Here is a 22,325-nt window from a genome sequence, read left to right on the forward strand (position 1 = left end):
CTAATATTGCTCCTTCTCGTTCGGGAAGTCTTGAGATTTCACGTCCTCGATGTACGCTTGTACGGCACGGGTAATCTCCTCCCCTAAATTAGCGTAGCGACGTAAGAAACGAGGAGAAAAGCCTTGATTGATACCGAGCATATCATGCATAACCAACACTTGACCATCTACGCCTCCACCGGCGCCAATGCCGATAACCGGGATCGTAAGCTCCGAAGCGACACGAGCCGCCAACTCCGCCGGGATCTTTTCCAACACCAAGGCGAAACAACCTATCTCCTCTAGCAAATGGGCATCCTCGATCAGTTTCTTAGCCTCGGCCTCTTCACGGGCACGTACCGTATACGTACCGAATTTATTGATCGATTGCGGCGTCAATCCTAAATGTCCCATAATTGGAATACCGGCACACAAGATACGTTCGATAGATTCCCGAACCTCAGCCCCGCCTTCCAACTTGATACAATCGGCATGCGTCTCTTTCATCACCCGGATAGCGGAGGCCAAGGCTTCTTTAGAGTTTCCTTGGTACGTACCGAAAGGCAGGTCTACCACCACCAGCGCACGATTCACCGCTTTCATGACCGATTTACCATGGTAAATCATCTGGTCGAGCGTAATCGGCAAAGTGGTCACGTTTCCAGCCATTACGTTAGAAGCGGAGTCTCCCACCAAGATCACATCCATTCCTGCTTGATCGATCAATTTCGCCATCGAATAATCATAGGCGGTAAGCATGGATATTTTCTCGCCACGCTGCTTCATCTCTATCAGGCGATGCGTGGTCACCTTTCTATTATCATCTACTTTTGCGACAGACATATTATATTTTTATTAATTGTTTCGGCCGCAAAGGTAAGTATTATTATTTATTTTCAAGACAAACATTCACGGCACTTAAGCCTCTGTCGCCACGTTCAAGGTCGAACGTCACGATATCATTCACGGAGATATCATCCACAACATTGTTCACGTGAAAGAAATACTTTTCCGTCCCCGACAAGTCACGGATAAACCCGAACCCTTTTGCCTCATTAAAATAGTCTACCCTGCCCCTTAAGATAACGGGAGCCACATCCTCTTTCTTAGGAGTCGAGATCAAGATATCTTCCTGATTTATCTCTTCTTTTTGACGAAGTTCGGGAGGGACAGAGGTGATCATCCCATTTTCATCCACATAAGCGATCATATCCTCAAAGCTAGTCGCCTTGCCGGACGATTTTCTTTCCTCTTTCCTGTTCTGTTTCTCTACTCGGCGGGCTTGTTTCTTTTTCTCGTTTTCACGTTTACCAAATGATGCGTATTTTGCCATACAGTCGATTTTAATTTATACTAGGGCCTCACGTTCCGTGAAGCGTTGTTTATACTAACTTAGCGTGAGAATTGATGATTAAAGGAGAGATCCGCTTAATAATTATAAAAAGAAGAACTATGTCGATAATGATTCTAGACTCAAACTTTCGCAAAGATAATAAAATAAACGGAGAAAACCTTATAGATTCTCTCATTTAAGAATAAAAAAACTTACTTTTGCATCCTATACCAAAAAGCATTTATGAAACTACTTTTTTTTGATTTAGAGACTACCGGCATAAAATACTGGAGAAATGGCGTCCACCAAATAAGTGGGGAGATCGTAATTGATGGGGTTACGAAGGAATCTTTTAATTTCAATGTCTGCCCGCATCCCCAATGTGAGATAGAGGAAGAAGCGCTTCGCATTTGCAACGTGTCCAAGGAACAGATACAAGCTTATCCTCCCATGCGAGAGGTGTACGTTAAATTTGTGAACATGCTGTCCAAATACGTGGACAAATTTGATAAAAAAGACAAGTTCTTCCTCGTTGGATACAACAACGCCTCTTTCGATAATCACTTCTTGAAAGCCTTCTTCGTACAGAACGGAGATAATTATTTCTACTCATGGTTCTGGGTGAACTCGATCGACGTAATGGTATTGTCTACCCAGCATTTGATGCGCAAACGGCATGAGATGACAGATTTCAAGCAGGAAACGGTGGCAAGGGCTTTAGGCATACAAATAGATTCCGCGAAATTGCACGACGCGTCCTATGATATTCAATTAACCAAAGAAATTTATAATAGGATATCCTCCCTCTCATTTATGGGTTGATTGATTCTTTTTATAAATTATCGTTTTTGACTATAGGTTGATTTAATTATCTTTACGGCGTAGAATCAATTTTTAAGATGTCTGTGAAACATAGTATCCGTATTTTCTTCTTTATTATCGCTCTCGTATATACAGGTTCCTTGACTGCCCAAGAAAAGGCGTATCCGAAAAACGGAGAGGGCATCACTCTTTTTCTCAAACGCTTCAACCGTACCGGCGGGACGTATCAGAAAGAGTTTATCGAGCTTAATAAAGGGAAGTTGGGTAAAAATAACACTCTGCGCATGGGCGTAAAATATACCTTGCCTCCGCTCGCCTCCGCCCCTCAGAAGAAGAATTATCAGCCCCTATTCGGCAAGTCACTAGCCAGTTACAAAGTAACTTCTTCCGATTTAAAGGGAGCTTGCTTTTATTTGGTCAGCGGTCATGGCGGTCCGGACCCCGGGGCGATCGGTAAAATGGGCTCCCATGAATTGCATGAGGATGAATACGCTTACGACATCATGCTACGTTTGGCACGCAATCTTTTAACGCGAGGCGCAAAGGTACATATTATCATCCAAGACGCAAAGGACGGAATACGTGACCAGCAATTCCTCAATAACAGCAAACGGGAAACTTGTATGGGTAGTCCGATCCCCCTCAGCCAAGTAAGCCGTCTGGATCAGCGTTGCGCCAAGATAAACAGCTTGAGCCGGAAAGATAAAGAAACTTATAAGAGAGCGATATTCATCCATGTGGACAGCCGGAGCCGGCATCAAAGGACCGATGTCTTTTTCTATCATAAGCCCAAGGATCAAGCGAGCAAGCGCTTGGCTAAAACGATGAAATCCACTTTCTCGCGCAAATACAACCGCCACCAGCCGGGCCGGGGATTCTCGGGCACGGTAGACGATCGTAACTTATATGTATTACGTCACACGACCCCGACCTCCGTATTCGTCGAATTGGGCAACATACAAAACCAATACGACCAACAACGGATCATCCTCAGCAACAATCGGCAAGCCTTGGCCAACTGGCTTTGCGAGGGTTTTGTCACGGATTATAATTATTATAGGAAGTAGCATCCCTAATGATCTATTATACTAACACATATCCTGCGGCAGAAATGTTACATGAGCGATTTTAACAGCAATGTAACATATATTTCATTTCTCCGAAATAAGAATATCCGTTCTTTGCCAAAAATAATTATATTTGTATATGGAGAGCCGTAAGGCACTCTTTTAAAAACAGAACAGCTTATGGCAACAACTCGTATTCTTGTAGTGGATGATGAAGAGGATTTGTGTGAGATCCTTAAATTCAACTTAGAAATAGAAGGTTATGAAGTAGATACCGCCTATAGTGCGGAAGAGGCATTGAAAAAGGATCTGACCGTTTACAATTTATTATTGTTGGATGTCATGATGGGAGAAATCTCCGGTTTCAAGATGGCACGTATCCTGCGACAAGATGAGAAGACGGCCAATACCCCTATCATCTTCCTCACGGCCAAAGATACGGAGAACGATATGCTCACAGGGTTCAATCTCGGGGCGGACGACTATATCTCCAAGCCTTTCTCCATCCGCCAAGTGATAGCGCGTGTTAAGGCCGTACTAAGAAGAACTTCCGAGAAATCAAAAGATAAAGAGATTGAGAAACTCGAGTATGAGACATTAGCTCTTGATACGAAACGCATCAAGGCTACGGTAGACGGGGTGGAAGTTCCATTGACCAAAAAAGAGTTTGAGATACTAAAACTTCTATTGGAAAATAAAGGGAACGTCTTCTCCAGAGAGGAAATACTGTCTCGCATCTGGAAAGACGAGGTATATGTTCTAGACCGTACCATCGATGTCAACATCACCCGGTTACGTAAGAAAATAGGTCCTTATGGAAAGAACATCGTAACTCGCTTAGGTTTCGGTTATTGTTTTGAATGCTAATATTGTCGTGAATCATGGTAAAGATAGATGGTGAGAAAAGGCACCGGATACCGTTTAGCCAACGGCTTTTCTGGTCGGTCTTTTTTATGTTCTTGGGCTTTACGGTCTGTTTCCTGCTATTCCAATATCAGCGGGAAAGGGAGTTCGCACAAGAAAAGTTGAACAATGTGTTGAGTAACTATAATTACCAATTATTCCGCAAATGCCAACAAAGTACGGACATCAACAAGACCGTAATAAGTTTCATGGACGACATCCCTCAAAAGGATTTGCGGGTAACCATTATAGATCCATCTGGCGACGTATTGTTTGATAATAGCGGGACGGACGAGTTTAATAACCATAACGACCGGAGCGAGGTACGCAAAGCCCGATTATATAATGAAGGGTTCGCTATCCGTTCCTCGGAATCTACGGGAAAAAGGTATTTCTATTCGGCATCGAATATAGGAGGTTATATTTACCGCTCAGCCCTGCCCTATGATCCATATGTAAGAGGGATATTGACAGTAAACAAGGACTTCATTTATTTCATGGCATTGATGACCTTGATTTTCTTCTTTGTCCTTTCCCGTTTTACTTTCAGCATAGGTAAAACGATATCCAAACTAAGGGATTTCGCCTTAAACGTAGAGAAAGATCGAATGCCTGCGGTCGATTATGTTTTCCCGAATGATGAACTAGGTGATATCTCACAGAATATCGTAACCTTATACCATCGGCAACAGAAAGCGAAAAACGAGTTATCCATGGAACGGGAAAAGCTTATCAAACATTTCCAATATTCCAAGGAAGGCTTCGCTATGTTTACAAGTGAAGGGCGGGAGATTCTTTCTAACATCCTATTCATTCAATTCATAAATGTCATATCCGACACCCAGATCCACCAAGTGGAAGACGTTACTGATATAGCCGAATTAGAACCAATCCGTACCTTCTTGAATAAGAATATCCGGAATCTGAATCGGAAAAAGAAAGTATTAAGAGAGTCCGTGACTATTGACAAGAACGGTAAAATATTCTTGATCGAATGTATTTTATTCCTCGATAATAGTTATGAGATCTCTATTAATGATATATCCCGTCAAGAAGAAGAAAGCCGGATGAAACGACAGCTTACGCAGAACGTCTCTCACGAGCTGAAAACACCGGTCAGCAGCATTCAAGGGTATTTGGAAACAATCCTATCCAACCCAGATTTGAGTCCGGACAAACGTCAATTTTTCTTGGAACGTTGTTATTCCCAAAGTACCCGCCTTACAGGATTATTACGAGATATTTCCGTATTAAACAGACTTGACGAGGCATCCGAGATGTTCGACCTCACGGAAGTAAATATCACGAAGCTTATCGCCGAGATACAAAAAGAATGCTCCCAAGATATGGAAGAAAAACACATCACGTCGGAAATTATCCTCCCGGGAGATCCGACCGTGTTCGGGAATAACTCCCTACTCTATTCCATATTCCGGAATCTATATGACAACGCGATCGCTTATGCGGGAGAAAACATAAGGATTACCGTCAACTGCTATAAAGAAGATCCTAAATATTATTACTTTAGCTTCTCCGATAATGGAGTGGGTATCCCGGAAGAACATATCAATCGCATATTCGAGCGCTTCTACCGGGTAGACAAGGGACGCAGTCGTAAGATCGGAGGAACCGGATTAGGATTATCCATCGTTAAAAACGGGGTTAATTTTCATAAAGGACAAATATCGGCGAAGAGCAGTCCGGGAAAAGGGGTTACTTTTTTCTTCACTTTGAAAAAGAAACTATAAGGCAGACCTCTAAAATTCCATAACATACGCTTGATATTTAATATTAAAATGTATTTTTGTATTGAACATCATACAATATCATGAGAAATACCTATTTAGTATTATTTATCTATTTAATGATCCCAATGTTTTCTTTAGGGGAAAATACCTATACTACCCGACAAAGGGAAGACAGCCTTTTATCCCTATTAAAGTCCTCGCCAGCCATAAATGAACAGATCGAGTTATATAAGGATTTAGCGACAATGTACAGGCAAATGCCCAAGGAGATTGTTTACCTAAACAAAATGGCAGATGTGGCAAGCTCCACTTCGAAAGGTCATGTTTCCTTATATTACGCATGGGCCAACTTATCCCGCCATTATTACAATATACAAAACAGGGATAGCCTGATTTACTGGTCGCATAAGATAGATTCATTAGCCGCGGCCAAGAATGAGGTTCCAGACGCATTATTCGATGCACGAGGATTCATTTGCCAAATGGATCTATGGGACGGCAATTATGAGTTAGCGATGAACGGGGCGATCAGCCTATACAACTATGCCCGTGATACAAAAAGTGAATATGGATTGATTTGTTGCAATGAGAACCTAGGTTTAATCTATCAAGAGATACATCGGGATAGTGACGCGATAGTAGCTTATCGGGAAGGTCTCGATTTATTACAGAAACGAGGTGACAATCCGAAATTCGAGATGCAATACATGGCAAACCTCATCGAATCTTATCTTCGAACCGACCATTTCACCGAAGCCAAGGAATTATTAACTCGTTACGATGAAATGATCCAAGATAGGGAAAGAGAGAATGAAGAACAAGGAACCGCTTTCCCCGTGGATCGTTGCCGTGCGCTAATGTATGTTTTTTATGCGGATATGTATGTCCTTCAAGACAAGCCCAAGGAGACATTGGAGACCTTGTTGAAGGCGACACCGATCGTAGAGAAAACCGGAGATGATTATACGAAATTCTGTTATAACTTTGTTTTCGCCAAGTATTACTATTTAATAGGTATGTATGAAAGGGCGCTGAATATCATAGATAAAAATAAATTAACAGAAGAAGATATACGAACATCGGAACTGAAAGTCGAGATACTCGAAGCATTGGGACGTTATAAAGAAGCGCTCGCATTTAGTAGAGAAGTTGTAGAACATACCAAGATGTTGCATGACGAGGCCTTCAACCGGCAGATCAATCAGCTCCGGACATTACATGATCTAAACAATCAAGAGATGCAGGCATATGAACTACAGCTACGTGAACAACAACTGCATACCCAAAGGTTGTTAATGATTATTCTACTCGTAGTATCGATCGTTCTTTTAGTGATGCTATACATCGTATACAAGTCCTATCGCTCCGCACGCCGCTACCAACGAGAACTTATGAAAGACAAGGAAGCCTTAGTAGAGTCCGAGCGTCAACTTCGTACAGCCAAAGAGATAGCGGAACACGCCAACCAGATGAAAAGCACGTTTATCGCCAATATCAGCCATGAGATCCGTACGCCACTTAACGCAATTGTCGGCTTTTCGGAATTAATATCCGATGAATCTATTTCCGCTGGCGAAAAGAAAGAGTTTTTCTCCATTATCAACAATAACTCTTATTTATTACTTAATCTGATAAATGACATTCTTGACCTTTCTCGCCTAGAATCCGGGAATATGAAGTTCATTATAGAGAAGACAAGCTTATCAGATTGTTGCCGGAACGCTTTGGCAAGTGTAGAGCACCGGGTCTTTCCGGGTGTTCAATTGACCTATACACCTTCTGAAGACCCCTTACATATTCAGACAGATTCGATACGTCTCCAACAATTATTGATAAACTTATTGACTAATGCCTGCAAATTCACGAAAGAAGGAGAGATCAACCTATCTTATCAAATAGATGAGGACAAACAGCATGTACGTATCACCGTAACCGATACCGGATGTGGAATACCGGAGGATAAGCAGAAAGTCATATTCGAGCGTTTCGAAAAGGTAGATGAATACGCGCAGGGTACAGGCTTAGGGTTATCCATCAGCCAAACGATTATCGAGCATTTAGGTGGCTCCATTCAATTAGACCCGACGTATAAGCATGGAGCCCGGTTCATCGTACTCCACCCCTATAATCCTCTTGATAATCCATCATGACGTAAACCACGTCTTGAAATCCGGCACTCTCGCCTTGCTAACCAATATACGCTCCAAGGTCGGTACGATCAAATTGACCGCAAGGCGTCCGTTAAACCAGAGATCGATATCTTGCACCGCCTTTCTGGATATCAAGTACTGACGATTGATCCGGAAGAACAAGGCAGGATCAAGGCTATCGGCGAGCTCATCCAAGGTCTGCGTGAAAAGGTATTCCTTCCCGTCCGTCATCACCGCCTTTACATTTCCGTCCGCTATATAGAAAAATAAGATCATATCCACGGAAACAGGTAGCAGCTTATCCCCTTTCACAGGGATCAAGAAATGCGTTTTATATCCTTCCACCCGCTTCAAGGCTTGCATGACAGCGGAATAATCGATCGCTTCTTTCTCCACAGCCGTCGATTGTAACCGTGACAACTTATCCAAAGCTTTCCGTATATCATCCGCGTCGATCGGTTTCAGCAGATAATCTACGCTATTCACTTTAAACGCTTTCAGCGCATATTCATCATAGGCTGTCGTGAAAATGATCGGGCAAGAGATATCTACATGACCGAAGATCTCGAAAGCCGAACCATCCGCCAAATGGATATCCAGAAAGATAAGTTCCGGCATTGGATGCGATTGAAACCATTCAACACTATCCGTAATACTATCTAGGACATCGATCACCTCGATATCCGGATCAACCTCTCCCAGCAATGCCATCAAATTACGGACAGCCGCTTTCTCGTCTTCTATTATCAAAGCTTTCATACCAAAGGGATTGTTACGCTGAATATACTAGCATCTTCTTTTATGGAAATATCTTTCTTATACAAGAGGTTATAACGTTTACTCAGGTTCACCAAGCCAATACCGGTGCCTCCGCTATGTGTCAATTTCGGTTGGATGGGATTGCTAACCGTCAAGGAATCATGGTCAGAACGAACGGAAATGGTCAATGAATGACGGTTGCTGATCTCGTTATGCTTCACGGCGTTCTCGATCAAAAGCTGCACCGACATAGGAGGCAGTTGCTTAGACTCGTGCTCCTTCCCTAAGTCTATATCGAAGACCAGATTATCCTCATAGCGCATTTTCAAAAGGAAGATATAAGCGTTCACGAAATCCATCTCCTCCCGTAAAGTAACACTACGGCACTCATTCTCTTGCAAGGTATAACGTAAGACACGGGATAACTCCTGCAAATATTCTTGTGCCTTCCCGGGAGTCTCCCGGATCAAGGAACGGAGCGTATTCAAGGAATTAAATAACATATGAGGATTAAGCTGGCTCTTCAAGGCCTCATATTGGTTCAATAGATTCTCCGCCCGCAATTGCTGGTTCTCGACCTGTACTTGCTGGCTTTGACGAATCAGGTAAATCATATAGCAACTACCCGTAACGACGCACGACATGATAAAATCCCTCAACGGATGCAGATAATGATGTACCAAGGCGTCGATCGCCGGGATATCAAACTGATGGTGCAAGAACACGAAACCTTTTCCTAATAAATTATTCACGCACCAAGTCATTACGAACGAGAGAAGGACCTTCTGCCAAGAGATACGCGCTTTCTGCCGATTGAAACCAAAGACATACGTGTTCATCGCAAATAACAGTAAGAGGGACACGAAGGTGAAAAAGACCTCATTCGCTACATCCAATACCGACATATCCGGAAAAAGAGCGTTCTGCCCGGTAACGTCAAACAACGACACCAATTCCGGGAAATGGATCAAGAAGGCCACCATGATCGATATGATGACCAACGAGAACACATATTTATTCTTTATATTCATTTTCTTCATGAAGGCAAAGATAGTCATTTCTTCTCTACCCGTGCGGAAACATACATACCGGGACGAAAACGAGGATTTGTCTCTTTTACCCGAGCGTACATTTCCAAGGAACGGCTCGTCTCGTCCACCTCCTGTCCGATCGAGATCAAGACCGCATGGAAGGTCTCCTTCCCCATTCCATTCACCCGGAACTGCACTTGGTTCCCAATGGATAAGTCCGCTAAATCCTTCTCATAAGCGGTCAGGCAAAGAAGAGTCTCGCCTTTATCGATCACATCACAGATCGGTTCGCCCGCGTTCACGTATTTACCGAGATTAATGGACAGCCCGGCGACATAACCGCTCAGTGGCGCTTTTACCTCCAAATAAGGTTGGATACCGTCTTCCAGAAGATCGCCGGCGGAGACACCTAGGATAGCGAGTTGCGCAGCGGCGGCATCTTGACGGCTCTTCATGGAAAGATAATCCGCCTTGCTTTGCTGGAAACGTTTTTGCGAGGCCGCTTCTTGCTCGCTCAAACGCTGTTGCCTTTTATACTCAGCCTCTAAGTATTCCGTTTGGGCATGGGCATCCAAATAGGTCTGTTGCAACGTGATAAAATCCGGATTCTCCAAGCTGACGATCACCGAGCCCTTCTTCACATAATCGCCCGGAAGCAACGTAGTAGCATGAACCGTGCCTCCCATCGTCAACGTAACCGTAGCCTGCCGCTGCGGGGGAACTACCATGATCCCGTTGAAAGAGGAGTGATTCGGAAGGGCCGTAGCCGAGGAAATCCCATCCACCTCTACGCTATCCACGGATGGTTCGGACGGTACGTTTTCTGCTACTTGAGTAATAGCGGGCCGGGTAGTTATGTCTTGCGAATCGACCTGTCCTTTCTCCGCGTTGTTTGTCATACTGCATGCGGCCAATGCCATAAGAGCCGCAGGAATCCATATCTTTTTCATCTTATACTATTTTTCTGGTTATCTACTATACAACTCCAACTCAAGCGCTGATATATTATAGGCATATACGGCCTCGATATATCCCCGCCGGATCTCCCGGGCGGCGTTCAGGCTTTGAACAAACTGCGTGATATCTGTCTCGCTCTCTTTGAACTGTACCGTCGCGCTCTTCAACAAAGCATCCGCTTCCGGTAAAGCGCCGGTCGTATAATAGCGGATATGCTCTCCTTCCTTACGAAGCGCGACGCTCAACTCCTCCACCTTATTGTTCAATTGACGGATGTTGCTCTCCGCTTCCGTACGGGCGATATAGGAATCGATCTTCGCTTGCCTTATCCGGCTATGCTGCGGGAAGAACAATACCGGGAACGAGATCCCGACCATCCAAGAGTCCAGACCGCTCAACGGGGCTATTTTCTGACGTACATATCCTACCGATAGTTCCGGGAAGAAACGGCTCCGTTCGATACGAAGCATGGCTTTCTTCTCATCGGCCACGCTCCGGAAGTAATTCAGATGGATATCGGACGGAGCGATCTCGGCTACGCGAGCGGGGAATAAAACCAATGTCGTATCCATAGGCAGCAATGGGGAATCTGAATAACAAGTCCAAGAGAAACGACGGGTAGCCAATTGCAACTCCTCCTCCGCCTGCGACAAACGGGTCTGTAGATCGGCGACCAAGGTAGATGACATATTCCGCTCCAATAGCGTGATATCCCCTTGCTCATAACGCAACTGACTTGCCTTTCGCAAACGTCCGGCCCACTCGATCTGCTCTTTATACAAGGCACATAGATGAAAGGCATATTGATAATAAGCCCATGCCCGTTTTACCTCGGCCGTAATCTCCTTCTTCACCAAGTCCCGGTAATATTCTCCCGTGGCGACTTGACGGTTCACCAAGGCGTTCTTATAAAATGGGGTCAATAGAGAGCCCAAGGATTGCGTGATCTCCATCTGATTGTCGTTTCGTGTCTCACCGTTGATCTGTCCCCATGAATAATTAAAGGTGGTCGGTGACACCTCCCAGCTCTCTCCCCGTGAAGCACGACTACGTTCAATGGATGCCGTGGCAGTCTTCAGGCGAGGATGATTCTCCAAGGCGATCGTCACGGCTTCTTCCAACGACACCGTCTGTTGGGCATGCGTGGGGAATAAGATACCTAAAAAAAGAAGAAACGGCAATAGGCGCTTCAACCAGCGTTGGCGCTTCCAAGCGGCCGAGCTATTTACCAACCGATAAAATACCGGGATAATAATCAACGTCAAGATCGTGGAGACAATCAAGCCTCCGATCACGACCGTCGCTAACGGACGTTGCACCTCCGCACCCGCGGACTTCGCTATCGCCATCGGCACGAATCCTAGAGAAGCTACCAAGCCGGTCAAGAATACGGGGCGAAGTAGATGCGGACATCCTTTCGCGAGGATACGATTCGTTGTCATTTGATATTTAGTTTGTTTTCGTAAGTTATTAAAATGATTAATCATTAATATACCATTCAAGACCGCTACGCCAAACAAGGCGATAAAACCGACCCCCGCCGATATACTGAAAGGCAACCCTCGTAACCAAAGGGCCAGAATACCCCCTATCAAGGATAACGGGACGGTAGAAAATACCACCAGCGAGTAGGTAACACTCTTAAAGGCAAAGAACAATAGCAATAAGATCAATGACAAGGCGACCGGTATCACGATCGTAAGCGTATCGATCGCATTCTGCAAGTTCTCGAACTGGCCGCCATACTCAAAGTAGTATCCCGGTTTCAGCTTGATATGCTTGTCAAGGGTTTCTTGGATAGTACGCACGACTTTCTGGATATCAGCGTCACGGACATTCACCCCGATCACGATACGGCGTTTCGTGGCATCCCGGTTAATCTGTAGAGGCCCGTTGACCAACTCGATCGTAGCGACCTCGCTAACCGGGATCTGGATTCCCTCGGCAGTCCGTACAAAGAGCTTATCCAAATTCAGATCCGCCACTTTATCGTTATCCAGACGAAGCACCAAGTCGAAACGTCGCTCATTCTCAAAAACGACACCCGCCGCCTCTCCCGCATAAGCCGTACGGATGATCGTGTTCAACTCCTCTATATTCATCCCGTAACGGGCGATCTTGGCACGATCGTAGTGTACGACCAATTGCGGCAGCCCCATCGCCTGCTCCACGATCACATCGGCGGCTCCCGGTACTTGCTCCACGAAAAGAGAGGCTTCCTTCGCCTTCTTATAAAGCTCCGCCATATCCTCTCCATATAGCTTGATCGCGATATCCGCCTTGGCCCCCGTCATCAATTCATTGAAGCGAAGCTGGATCGGCTGGCTGAAATTAAACTCCGCCCCCGTAATCGGTTCCAAGGAGGCCTTCATCTTCTCCACCATCTCCGCACGGCTGGAGGCCGAGGTCCATTCCTTGAAAGGTTTCATCACGATCATGATATCCGCGTCTTCCACCGCCATCGGGTCGGTCGGAACCTCGGCCGTTCCGATCTTGGCTACCACATGCTTGATCTCCGGGAAATTCTTCATCAAGGTCTCTTCCGCTTGCTTCGATAGCTCGATACTATGCGTCAGGGAACTACCGGCGGGAAGCGTCATCTGCATGGCGAAATCCCCCTCATCCAGCGTAGGGATAAACTCCGCCCCTAACCTCGTGAATAAGAAAAGGGACACAGCCAGAGCCGCAAAAGAACAAGCGATCGTTCCCCAGATATGACGCAGACAGAAATGAAGCGTACGCCTGTAAACCCCGTTTAATTTCCCGAAGAAACGATCGGCGAATGTAGGCTTCGAAGAGATCGTACGCTTTAGGAACAGGGAGGCCATCATCGGCACGTAGGTGAGCGAAAGGATCAAAGCCCCGATAATACAAAACACCAAGGTCTTCGCCATGGGGGTAAAATATTTGCCCTCTATCCCGGTCAGCGTAAGTAGCGGGAAGAAGACGATCAAAATGATCAATACGGCAAAGGTAGCGCTCCGGGCGACATGACCGGCTCCGGCCTCGACCTCCCGGTCCATCTCCTCGGCAGAGAGCGTACGCCCCATCAACCGCCTCGAATAGATATGCGCCAATATCCCCTCCAATATAACGATCGATCCATCGACCACGATACCGAAATCGATGGCCCCCAAACTCATCAAATTGGCGGAGACCCCGAAAACACGCATCAAGATAAAAGCGAAAAGCATCGCCAACGGGATCACGGAAGCCACGATCAAACCGGCCCGCACATTCCCCAAGAAGATGATCAATACGATAAAGACGATCAATGCTCCCTCTATCAAGTTACGGATCACGGTGGATATATTTCGGTCTACCAATTCGGAACGATTCAAATAAGGTTCTACACGAACACCTTCCGGCAACATTTTCTGTACCCTTTCGACCCGTGCCTCCAGTTCCTTGGTCACGACATTGGCGTTCGCCCCCTTCAACATCATGGCGATACCGCCCACGCACTCTCCCTCGCCATCCTTTGTCATGGCGCCAAAACGCTTGGCGGAACCAAAGCGAACCGAGCCGACATCGCTTATATGAATCGGTATCCCTCCACGGTTCGTGATCACAATGCGCTCGATGTCCTTTATCTTGCCGATCATTCCCTCGCTACGGATGTAGTAAGCCTTATTGATTTTCTCGATATAACTGCCGCCTGTATTCTGGTTATTCCGGTTGAGCGCCTCGAACACCTCGCCGATCGTAATATTCAAGGAATAAAGGGCATCCGGATCTACCGCTACCTCATACTGTTTCAGATAGCCGCCAAAGCTATTGATCTCCACGATACCCGGTATACCGCTCAGTTGCCGTTTCACGATCCAGTCCTGAATGGTACGGAGTTCCATGGCGTCGTATTTCTCCTCATAACCGGGCTCCACGCTCAATACATATTGATAAATCTCGCCCAAGCCGGTCGTGATAGGCATCAGCTCCGGCGTACCCAGTTCCGTGGGGATTTCTCCCGCCACGGTTTGTATCTGCTCGTTTATAAGTTGGCGGGCATCCAAGGTAGGTACGCTTTCCTTAAATACGACCGTCACCAATGACAGGCCAAAGCGGGAAACGGAGCGGATCTCTTCCACGTTCATGATATTACTCATCGCTATCTCGATAGGCATGGTGATCAATTGCTCTACCTCTTGCGGGGCCAAGGTTGGCGATACCGTCACGATTTGCACTTGATTGTTCGTTATATCCGGTACGGCATCTATCGGTAAAGTCATCATGGCATAGATTCCTCCCAGAAGCAGAAACAAGGTTGTCAACCCAACGAATAGTTTCTTCTGAATAGAAAAATGGACAATCGCTTTAAACATCACTTCATTTATTTAATATAATAGTTACAAAAATAAAAGGTAAGCGTTTGCCTGCCCCGTATAAAATAATGAAGTGACCGAAATCAAGGTTGAAGTATCGGTATGAGAAGTTGGAGCATATCTATAGAAAAAGGCTTCACATGCCCTCTATGACACATGAAGCCCCTTTTGTTATTCTATATAAATAATAAGAATCGTTGCCGTTAAAAGCGGATCAGCACTTAATGCTCAACTGTCGCAACACCTCACGGATCTTCTCATACGTGACGATACGTGTAGGAACCAAAGGCAAACGAAGCTTATTCTCGATAAAGCCCATCATATTCAGCATACTCTTCGCTCCGGCAGGATTTCCATCCACGAACAACAGGCTGAACAGCTCCGTGAAGCTGTGATGGATCGTACGTGCGCTATCATAATCACCCGCCAAGGCCAGACGTACCATACGGCTAAACTCACGAGGGAAGGCGTTACCGATCACGGAGATCACTCCCACCGCACCTAATGTCATTAAAGGGAAAGTAATGCCATCGTCACCGGAGATCACGTTGAAACGGGCCGGCTTGTTCTTGATGATATCATCCATCTGGGTGATATTGCCGGAAGCCTCTTTCACGGCGATCACGTTATCGAACTCACGGGCGATACGAAGCGTAGTCTCGGCCGTCATGTTCACGCCCGTACGCCCCGGTACGTTATAGAGTACGATCGGTAAATGAGTAGCGTTGGCGATCGCCTTGTAATGCTGGTAAATCCCTTCTTGGGAAGGCTTATTATAATAAGGTACGACCGAGAGGATAGCGTCGATACCCTCGAAATTATCGGTCTTCAACTTCTCGACAACCGACCGTGTACAATTACCTCCCACGCCTAATACGATAGGGATACGGCCCCGTACACGAGTCACTACCAAGCTTATAATGTTTTTCTTTTCTTCTTCCGTAAGTGTAGGGGTTTCCGCTGTAGTTCCCAGCACTACCAAATAATCCGTACCGTTCTGCACCTGATAATCCACCAGCTTGCCTAACGCCTCGTAATCTACACTCTCATCTTCCTTGAATGGCGTGATCAACGCCACACCCATTCCTTTTAAATTTATGTCTGCCATGGGGAAAATATTCCTTTTTGTTATTTAGCACTGCAAAAATAAGGAAATTATATCATTTAGCACGGATGGAACGCAAATAAAATAATATCTGTCCGAATAAATACTGAATATCGTCCTTATCTGTTACAGTCAAGCCTAAGTCGTACCATTCTTGGCCCGGATACTTAATCCCGACCTTGAAGGCGGATGGATGCCGGAGAGCGATGTATTGCAAGGCATAACAACCCGGCCGGGTGATATCGATCAAGATATCCGCCTTGAGAGCGCCCACCTTTTCCAAGACACTATCGGAAGGGAATCCCCACGCATTGAGATCGTTCTTTATATGTACAGGAATATTGGAATCGTCGAAAGGAATATCCGCTCCTCCGGACGGCACATATACACACGTCTTGATGTCCTTCTTCGCCTTGCGCAAAGGCTCCAAGGCCCTCATGACGTCCTCGTGATCCTCTATATTATACAAGACCAAAAGCGAACGTGCCTCATCCAAGGAAAGGGAACGATGTGGACGCTTGGCAGCGTCCGACACTAAAGCCTGTATCTTCTTCTTGATAAAATAATTCGTAAACATTTATTCCAGCATATTTAAGAACGCATCCTCGTTGATAATCTTCACACCCAGCTTCGCCGCTTTCTCCAGCTTGGCCGGTCCCATATTCTCGCCGGCAAGGATATAATCGGTCTTCCCTGAGACGGAGCCGCTATTCTTGCCGCCATGTTGCTCAATCATCGCCTTATACTCGTCACGTGAATGCTTGGAAAATGTCCCGCTGATCACGATCGTCAATCCTTTCAACTTCTCGGAACGGTTCGCCAATTGCTCCTCGGAAACCGCCATCCGCAAGCCCTGTTCCTTTAATCGGTTCACCAACGTACGGTTCTTCTCGTCCGAGAAATAACTCAATACACTTTGGGCGATCCGCTCGCCGATCTCGTCCACGGCTACCAAATCCTCTAAAGACGCCTGCTCCAATGCCTCGATCGAGTGGAAAGCCGAGACCAAGCGTTTAGCGACCGTCTCTCCCACGAAACGAATCCCCAGACCGAACAAGACCCTCTCAAAAGGAACTTGCTTGGATTCCTCCAGACTCGACATCAGATTCTGGGCGCTCTTCTCCGCCCACCGTTCCAGACGCAATAAATCGGCAACCGTCAACGTATATAAGTCCGCCGAGTCTTTTACATAACCGGCGTTGTACAAATCCTCCACCGTTTCCGGGCCTATATTGATATTCATCGCCTTCCGGGTCACGAAATGCTCTATACGCCCCTTGATCTGAGGAGGACAGCCCGACTCGTTCGGACAGTAATGTGCCGCCTCTCCCTCCGGACGCACCAAAGGAGTCCCGCACTCCGGACACACACGGATAAAGCGGACCTTATCCCCCATCAGCATCGAACGAGCCTCCACGTTCACTCCCACGATCTTCGGGATGATCTCCCCGCCTTTCTCCACATACACTTGGTCGCCGATATGCAAGTCAAGCCCCTCGATAATATCGGCGTTATGCAAGGAAGCCCGCTTCACCACCGTCCCCGCCAACAATACGGGCTCGAGGTTCGCCACCGGAGTGACCGTCCCCGTCCGTCCCACTTGGAAAGAGACCGAGTTCAAGCGAGTCTCGGCACGCTCCGCCTGAAACTTATAAGCGATCGCCCAGCGAGGGCTTTTCGACGTAAAACCTAAGTTCCTCTGCTGACGAAGCGAGTTTACCTTCAACACGATTCCATCCGTCGCCACGGGCAGGTTCTTACGTTCCACATCCCAATATGCGATATAATCGAATATATCCTGTAGGCTCTGGCATTTACGGATCACGTCCGGAATCTTAAAACCCCATGCGCGAGCCGCCTGCAAATTCTCATAATGCCCTTCGGCCGGCAGGTTCTCACCCAATAAATAATAGAAATAAGCATCCAGCTTACGGGAGGCCACGATAGCCGGATTCTGCTGTTTCAACGTACCGGAAGCGGCGTTGCGAGGATTGGCGAACAAGGGTTCCTCCTGCTCCTCCCGCTCCTTATTCAAGCGATCGAACTCCGCCCAAGGCAGCAATACCTCGCCACGGATCTCGAACTCCTCCGGAAAATCAGAACCCCGGAGTCTTAATGGAACCGAACGGATGGTCTTGATATTCGCCGTCACGTCATCACCACGAGTGCCGTCGCCACGGGTCACGGCACGCGTCAAGCGTCCTTTCTCATAGGTCAAAGAGATAGAAGTACCATCATATTTAAGCTCCGCCACAATCTCGAAAGGCTCATTCAAGGAGCGGACCGTACGATCATAAAAATCTCGGATCTCATCCTCGGAGTACGTATTACCCAACGAAAGCATCGGATATTTATGTACCACTTGCTCAAACTCTTTCGAGAGGTCGCTCCCCACCCTCCGGGTCGGGGAATCCGGATCGGCGAACTCGGGATGCGCCGCCTCCAGTTCCTGCAACTCTTTCATCATCTTATCAAACTCAAAGTCTGATATTGTCGGTGCCGAAAGCACATAATAATTATAATTATGCCGCTCCAGCTCATCACGCAGGGCTTTTATCTTTGCTTCGACCATATTAGTATATTAATTCTACGTTGTCTATCCAAAACGTATTTCCCGGAGAGCCGATATAGGCCCCTCCGTGGCTGGAGGTGAACTGCAACACCATATGCGTAGGTGCCTCGCCCGGCTCCGCCCAGCCTACCTCTTGGATAGGAACGCTTTTTCCTTTACTATTTAACGTATAACGTTCCTCTACTTGTATACGCATATACGGTTTATATTCGGGTTTGGATGTTATATTTCCATAAAGGATCGGGTAAGTAGCGTCATTTACCCAATCAGGGGTAGATTCCGTATAGCGTTGCACCATCGTACCGACCCGCTTGGAATAAACATTCCCTTCCGCGTCTTCCCATCGTTTCTGCAACAACAAGATCACCGCCAAGGAATCCTGCCCGGCCACCGTACTCTTACGGCTGAACCCCGTACTACGTACCCGATTCTTCTCGGGAGCGGCTTTCACCTTATAATCAAACCGCAACGCTTTCGGCTTCTTGGAGAAAGGCACTCCTGATTGTAACATCGCTTGAGGGTTTTTTGTTCCCTTGATCGGCTCATGCACCGTACCCAAGAAAACGGAGCCGGCGGCGATCACCTCGATATCCACCAAACCGAAAACCTTCACGCTCTCATAACGGGTCTCCATGCGGGCGCACATCCCATCCCCCCGTTTCTCCGGGAAAACAGACGTATTGGTTTTCACCACTCCCGCCACTTTCGCCATCACGTTGGAAGTAGCCCACGGAGAACCGCCCATATTACGAAACGCCGTATTACCGACAATCGTATCCGAGGGCCCCAGCTCATAAAGCCATTTCGTATTTCCCCCGATAATGCCAGACTCATGAATCTCACGGACAATCCAATTATCCATGTCTCCATAAGCGAAGGGCACCACATTCTCCGATGTCACCCCATCCCCGTCCGCGAGAACCACGGACAAAGGCATACAAGCGATTGCCAAAAATAACGCTTTCTTTCTTAAACTCAAACCCATCCCTCTATCAATTTAATACCTATCTAACCCTTTTATTTATAAGCTATAGCCCCATTCCTTCAAGGCCATGCCCCAATTTTCCTCTACGAGCCGGACCGTACGATCCTCGTACTTGTATTGGTTCTTCTTGTAGCCCTTCTTCTTGCCCAGATACTTCTCTATATCCGCCTTAGACTCCTTAAAGCCGGGTAAGTTTAATGACCCGTAAATATTTTCCGTCATGGCGAAAGCGTCTTTCTCGAAATCCTCGAACTTCACTTCCACCAGATTGCCTTCCGGTATCAGGTGCTTCTCTTCCTCGTACTTGTAGAAAAGACGGCGATATACCTCGATGAAGTTCGCCTCGATCTGCTCGTTCGTGATATCCTGCAAACGCAATGGCTGGATCGTATTCGTAAAGAAACTGCGGGTACTCTCGAATACCGTATACGGATTTCGCTTCAAGTAGATGAACTTAGCGTTCGGGAACATCTCCAGCAATGTCTTCACACGCCCCGTATGCGGTGGGTTCTTGCTCAAATACTGCGTACCGTTCGTATTCCAGAGGGAAACCTTAACCAGACGCATGAAAGTATCCATGAAGATCCGCCGCTCCTCCTCCGTGATATCGTTAAACAATAAGTAACGATCGCAATACTCCATCCAGCGTTTCGGGAAGAACCAGAAATTATAATATGTATAAGGCATCATGTTCGACAAGGCGAACTCCTCCTCTTGCGGAAGATCCACCTTCAACTCCATATTATCGGTCGGACGCTTATCCGGCATCAAGAAAGCCATGTTCTTCTTGAAGAAAGGCTGCCCCCAGAGCATCAGGTGCGGGAATACCGTCTGGTACGTCGTGGTATAACCGAAATGCTTATCGCAGGCGAAGATGTTATGAACAAAAGTCGTACCACTCCGCCAATGCCCCAAGATAAACAAGGGGTCCATCTCGAGCGGCTTATCGGCCAATTTCTTGAACCGGCTATCCTCGATCGGCTTCAAGGCGCTCAACAGGCGGCAAACACCGGTCGTAAGGCGATACTTACCCTTAAAGCCCTTGTCTATCTGCTGCCGGGCCGTCACCTTCCTGAACGTATCCCAATCCGCCCCGACCAACGTATTGATCGGTAGCTTATCAAACTCCAACAATCCCATATCCTATCGTTTTTCCGTTATACATTTCACAGATACGCCCTGCCGGCCCAACTCCTCACAAACCTTACGGATCGCCTCATAATGCTCCTCTCCGATTCCCATCTCCGGGAGGTTCAAGGTAGCCAAAGCGTCTTCCGTCACCATATCTTTAGCGTCCACACGGTCGATGATCATACCCACGGCGGACGTATTATTCGTAATCGGATCGATCAAGATAAACGAGCCGGTCTGCTTATTCCTCCTATACGGATCGAAGAACAACTCCTTGCCGGTAGTAAATACCACACGGCCGATCTCGTTCAGCTCCAGATGATCCACGGAAGACTGCTCCATCGTGTTCACGTTCACCTTATAGCGGATACTATCCACACGGGCACGTGTCGTATGAGTGGTCTGCTTGATGTAGAACTGCTTGTTCACGTCCATGGCTTCCTCATCCATCCACACCAGCATGGCCTCGAAATTACGGTCGCGGATCGGCAAGTTATCCGGGTGCACCAGCATCTCCCCACGGGAGATATCGATCTCGTCCTCCAAGGTGATCGTAATACATTGAGGCGGGAAAGCCTGCTCCAACTCACCCTCGTAGGTGACGATGCTCTTTACCTTCGAGGTCTTCCCGGAAGGCAACGCCATCACCGTATCTCCCTTACGCACGATACCGCTAGCCACCTTGCCGCTAAACCCACGGAAATCCAGATTCGGGCGCAACACGTATTGCACCGGATAACGGAAGTCCTCGTAGTTACGATCCAAGTCGATAGGCACGTTCTCCAGATAATCCAATAAAGACGTACCCTCGTACCAAGGCGTACGATCACTCTTCTCCACCACGTTATCGCCATCCAAGGCCGATAAGGGGATATACGTGATATCCGGGATATCCAGCGGCTCCACGAAACGTTTATAATCCGCCACGATCCGGTCGAACGTATCCTTGTCGAAGTCCACCAAGTCCATCTTATTCACGGCCAGTACCACATGTTTGATCCCCAGCAAAGATACCAGATAGGTGTGACGGCAGGTTTGCGTGATCACGCCCGTGCGGGCATCCACCAAGATGATCGCCAGATTCGCCGTGGAACCACCCGTGATCATATTCCGGGTGTACTGCTCGTGCCCCGGGGTGTCGGCGATGATGAACTTACGGTTGTTCGTGCTGAAATAGCGGTAAGCCACATCGATCGTGATACCTTGCTCACGCTCGGCCTTCAAGCCATCCAGCAACAAAGCGTAGTCGATATGCTCGCCGGCGTTGCCCATACGCTTGCTGTCACGCTCCAAGGCATCCAACTGATCCTCGTATATTTTCTTACTATCAAACAGCAATCGGCCTATCAAGGTCGATTTGCCATCATCCACCGAGCCGGCGGTCAAGAATCTCAGCAGGTCCTTCTGCTCGTCCTTATCTAGGAATTCCTTTATATTTAATTTTGTATCTGCCATGTCTCT

At 47.0% G+C, this 22,325-nt stretch carries 17 protein-coding genes; 5 read left to right on the forward strand and 12 right to left on the reverse strand.

Annotated elements, in window-relative coordinates; genetic code table 11:
- The gene (gene panB / locus ACESPU_RS04785; protein ID WP_005862774.1) at positions 1 to 822 is read right to left on the reverse strand and encodes a 3-methyl-2-oxobutanoate hydroxymethyltransferase; all 822 of its coding nucleotides are present in this window, start codon (positions 820 to 822) and stop codon (positions 1 to 3) included.
- Between the two features lie 43 nt (positions 823 to 865).
- Positions 866 to 1,312 (reverse strand): cold-shock protein, encoded by a 447-nt coding sequence (locus ACESPU_RS04790; protein ID WP_005857403.1) that lies wholly within the window; start codon positions 1,310 to 1,312, stop codon positions 866 to 868.
- A 243-nt stretch (positions 1,313 to 1,555) separates the two neighbouring features.
- Here ACESPU_RS04790 and ACESPU_RS04795 point away from each other — a divergent pair, with 243 nt between their 5' ends.
- From ACESPU_RS04795 to ACESPU_RS04815, 5 genes are all read left to right on the forward strand, one after another.
- Positions 1,556 to 2,134: a 3'-5' exonuclease gene (locus ACESPU_RS04795; protein ID WP_005857406.1), complete on the forward strand. Its 579-nt coding sequence runs from the start codon at positions 1,556 to 1,558 to the stop codon at positions 2,132 to 2,134.
- Positions 2,135 to 2,211: 77 nt separating this feature from the next.
- Positions 2,212 to 3,201, forward strand: coding sequence for an N-acetylmuramoyl-L-alanine amidase (locus ACESPU_RS04800; RefSeq protein WP_008779768.1), 990 nt, complete (start codon positions 2,212 to 2,214; stop codon positions 3,199 to 3,201).
- 180 nt (positions 3,202 to 3,381) lie between these two features.
- Positions 3,382 to 4,068 (forward strand): response regulator transcription factor, encoded by a 687-nt coding sequence (locus ACESPU_RS04805; RefSeq protein WP_005862778.1) that lies wholly within the window; start codon positions 3,382 to 3,384, stop codon positions 4,066 to 4,068.
- Positions 4,069 to 4,082: 14 nt separating this feature from the next.
- The gene (locus tag ACESPU_RS04810; protein WP_005862780.1) at positions 4,083 to 5,852 is read left to right on the forward strand and encodes an ATP-binding protein; all 1,770 of its coding nucleotides are present in this window, start codon (positions 4,083 to 4,085) and stop codon (positions 5,850 to 5,852) included.
- 80 nt (positions 5,853 to 5,932) lie between these two features.
- On the forward strand, positions 5,933 to 8,002 hold the full coding sequence (locus ACESPU_RS04815; protein ID WP_373133169.1) for an ATP-binding protein: 2,070 nt from the start codon (positions 5,933 to 5,935) through the stop codon (positions 8,000 to 8,002).
- Here ACESPU_RS04815 and ACESPU_RS04820 read toward each other — a convergent pair.
- The 10 genes from ACESPU_RS04820 to cysN all read right to left on the reverse strand — a co-directional run bounded on the left by ACESPU_RS04820 (position 7,997) and on the right by cysN (position 22,319).
- Entirely contained in the window at positions 7,997 to 8,761 is a 765-nt protein-coding gene (locus ACESPU_RS04820; protein WP_009017290.1) for a LytTR family DNA-binding domain-containing protein, read from the reverse strand. The genes ACESPU_RS04815 and ACESPU_RS04820 overlap by 6 nt on opposite strands.
- On the reverse strand, positions 8,758 to 9,819 hold the full coding sequence (locus ACESPU_RS04825) for a sensor histidine kinase (protein ID WP_008772336.1): 1,062 nt from the start codon (positions 9,817 to 9,819) through the stop codon (positions 8,758 to 8,760). Before ACESPU_RS04825 ends, ACESPU_RS04820 begins: the two co-directional genes overlap by 4 nt.
- On the reverse strand, positions 9,816 to 10,742 hold the full coding sequence (locus tag ACESPU_RS04830; RefSeq protein ID WP_158532545.1) for an efflux RND transporter periplasmic adaptor subunit: 927 nt from the start codon (positions 10,740 to 10,742) through the stop codon (positions 9,816 to 9,818). Before ACESPU_RS04830 ends, ACESPU_RS04825 begins: the two co-directional genes overlap by 4 nt.
- Before the next feature lie 18 nt (positions 10,743 to 10,760).
- Complete coding sequence (locus tag ACESPU_RS04835) at positions 10,761 to 15,071, reverse strand: CusA/CzcA family heavy metal efflux RND transporter (protein ID WP_373133170.1); 4,311 nt, start codon at positions 15,069 to 15,071, stop codon at positions 10,761 to 10,763.
- A gap of 214 nt (positions 15,072 to 15,285) precedes the next feature.
- On the reverse strand, positions 15,286 to 16,179 hold the full coding sequence (dapA, locus tag ACESPU_RS04840; protein ID WP_005857419.1) for a 4-hydroxy-tetrahydrodipicolinate synthase: 894 nt from the start codon (positions 16,177 to 16,179) through the stop codon (positions 15,286 to 15,288).
- 52 nt (positions 16,180 to 16,231) lie between these two features.
- Positions 16,232 to 16,753 carry a hypothetical protein gene (locus ACESPU_RS04845; RefSeq protein WP_048928418.1) on the reverse strand — a complete coding sequence of 174 codons (522 nt, stop codon included), beginning with the start codon at positions 16,751 to 16,753 and terminating at the stop codon, positions 16,232 to 16,234.
- Entirely contained in the window at positions 16,754 to 18,748 is a 1,995-nt protein-coding gene (gene ligA, locus ACESPU_RS04850) for an NAD-dependent DNA ligase LigA (RefSeq protein WP_005857423.1), read from the reverse strand.
- Position 18,749: 1 nt separating this feature from the next.
- Positions 18,750 to 19,733: a PCMD domain-containing protein gene (locus ACESPU_RS04855; RefSeq protein ID WP_008772341.1), complete on the reverse strand. Its 984-nt coding sequence runs from the start codon at positions 19,731 to 19,733 to the stop codon at positions 18,750 to 18,752.
- A 36-nt stretch (positions 19,734 to 19,769) separates the two neighbouring features.
- On the reverse strand, positions 19,770 to 20,873 hold the full coding sequence (locus tag ACESPU_RS04860; protein WP_005857428.1) for a sulfotransferase: 1,104 nt from the start codon (positions 20,871 to 20,873) through the stop codon (positions 19,770 to 19,772).
- A 3-nt stretch (positions 20,874 to 20,876) separates the two neighbouring features.
- A complete protein-coding gene (gene cysN, locus ACESPU_RS04865; RefSeq protein ID WP_005857430.1) occupies positions 20,877 to 22,319 on the reverse strand; it encodes a sulfate adenylyltransferase subunit CysN in 1,443 nt (480 codons plus the stop codon).
- Positions 22,320 to 22,325: the final 6 nt, after the last annotated feature.

Source organism: Parabacteroides sp. 20_3 (assembly GCF_964238835.1).
Lineage (GTDB): Bacteria > Bacteroidota > Bacteroidia > Bacteroidales > Tannerellaceae > Parabacteroides > Parabacteroides distasonis.

What these genes read in the sequence shown, in the direction of transcription:
- ligA (WP_005857423.1), bottom strand. Translation starts at nt 18,748, where the DNA reads ATGGTCGAAGCAAAGATAAAAGCCCTGCGTGATGAGCTGGAGCGGCAT.
- ACESPU_RS04805 (WP_005862778.1), top strand. Translation starts at nt 3,382, where the DNA reads ATGGCAACAACTCGTATTCTTGTAGTGGATGATGAAGAGGATTTGTGT.
- ACESPU_RS04835 (WP_373133170.1), bottom strand. Translation starts at nt 15,071, where the DNA reads ATGTTTAAAGCGATTGTCCATTTTTCTATTCAGAAGAAACTATTCGTT.
- ACESPU_RS04810 (WP_005862780.1), top strand. Translation starts at nt 4,083, where the DNA reads ATGGTAAAGATAGATGGTGAGAAAAGGCACCGGATACCGTTTAGCCAA.
- ACESPU_RS04825 (WP_008772336.1), bottom strand. Translation starts at nt 9,819, where the DNA reads ATGACTATCTTTGCCTTCATGAAGAAAATGAATATAAAGAATAAATAT.
- ACESPU_RS04815 (WP_373133169.1), top strand. Translation starts at nt 5,933, where the DNA reads ATGAGAAATACCTATTTAGTATTATTTATCTATTTAATGATCCCAATG.
- dapA (WP_005857419.1), bottom strand. Translation starts at nt 16,179, where the DNA reads ATGGCAGACATAAATTTAAAAGGAATGGGTGTGGCGTTGATCACGCCA.
- ACESPU_RS04855 (WP_008772341.1), bottom strand. Translation starts at nt 19,733, where the DNA reads ATGGGTTTGAGTTTAAGAAAGAAAGCGTTATTTTTGGCAATCGCTTGT.
- ACESPU_RS04790 (WP_005857403.1), bottom strand. Translation starts at nt 1,312, where the DNA reads ATGGCAAAATACGCATCATTTGGTAAACGTGAAAACGAGAAAAAGAAA.
- ACESPU_RS04845 (WP_048928418.1), bottom strand. Translation starts at nt 16,753, where the DNA reads ATGTTTACGAATTATTTTATCAAGAAGAAGATACAGGCTTTAGTGTCG.
- ACESPU_RS04860 (WP_005857428.1), bottom strand. Translation starts at nt 20,873, where the DNA reads ATGGGATTGTTGGAGTTTGATAAGCTACCGATCAATACGTTGGTCGGG.
- ACESPU_RS04820 (WP_009017290.1), bottom strand. Translation starts at nt 8,761, where the DNA reads ATGAAAGCTTTGATAATAGAAGACGAGAAAGCGGCTGTCCGTAATTTG.
- ACESPU_RS04830 (WP_158532545.1), bottom strand. Translation starts at nt 10,742, where the DNA reads ATGAAAAAGATATGGATTCCTGCGGCTCTTATGGCATTGGCCGCATGC.
- ACESPU_RS04800 (WP_008779768.1), top strand. Translation starts at nt 2,212, where the DNA reads ATGTCTGTGAAACATAGTATCCGTATTTTCTTCTTTATTATCGCTCTC.
- panB (WP_005862774.1), bottom strand. Translation starts at nt 822, where the DNA reads ATGTCTGTCGCAAAAGTAGATGATAATAGAAAGGTGACCACGCATCGC.
- cysN (WP_005857430.1), bottom strand. Translation starts at nt 22,319, where the DNA reads ATGGCAGATACAAAATTAAATATAAAGGAATTCCTAGATAAGGACGAG.
- ACESPU_RS04795 (WP_005857406.1), top strand. Translation starts at nt 1,556, where the DNA reads ATGAAACTACTTTTTTTTGATTTAGAGACTACCGGCATAAAATACTGG.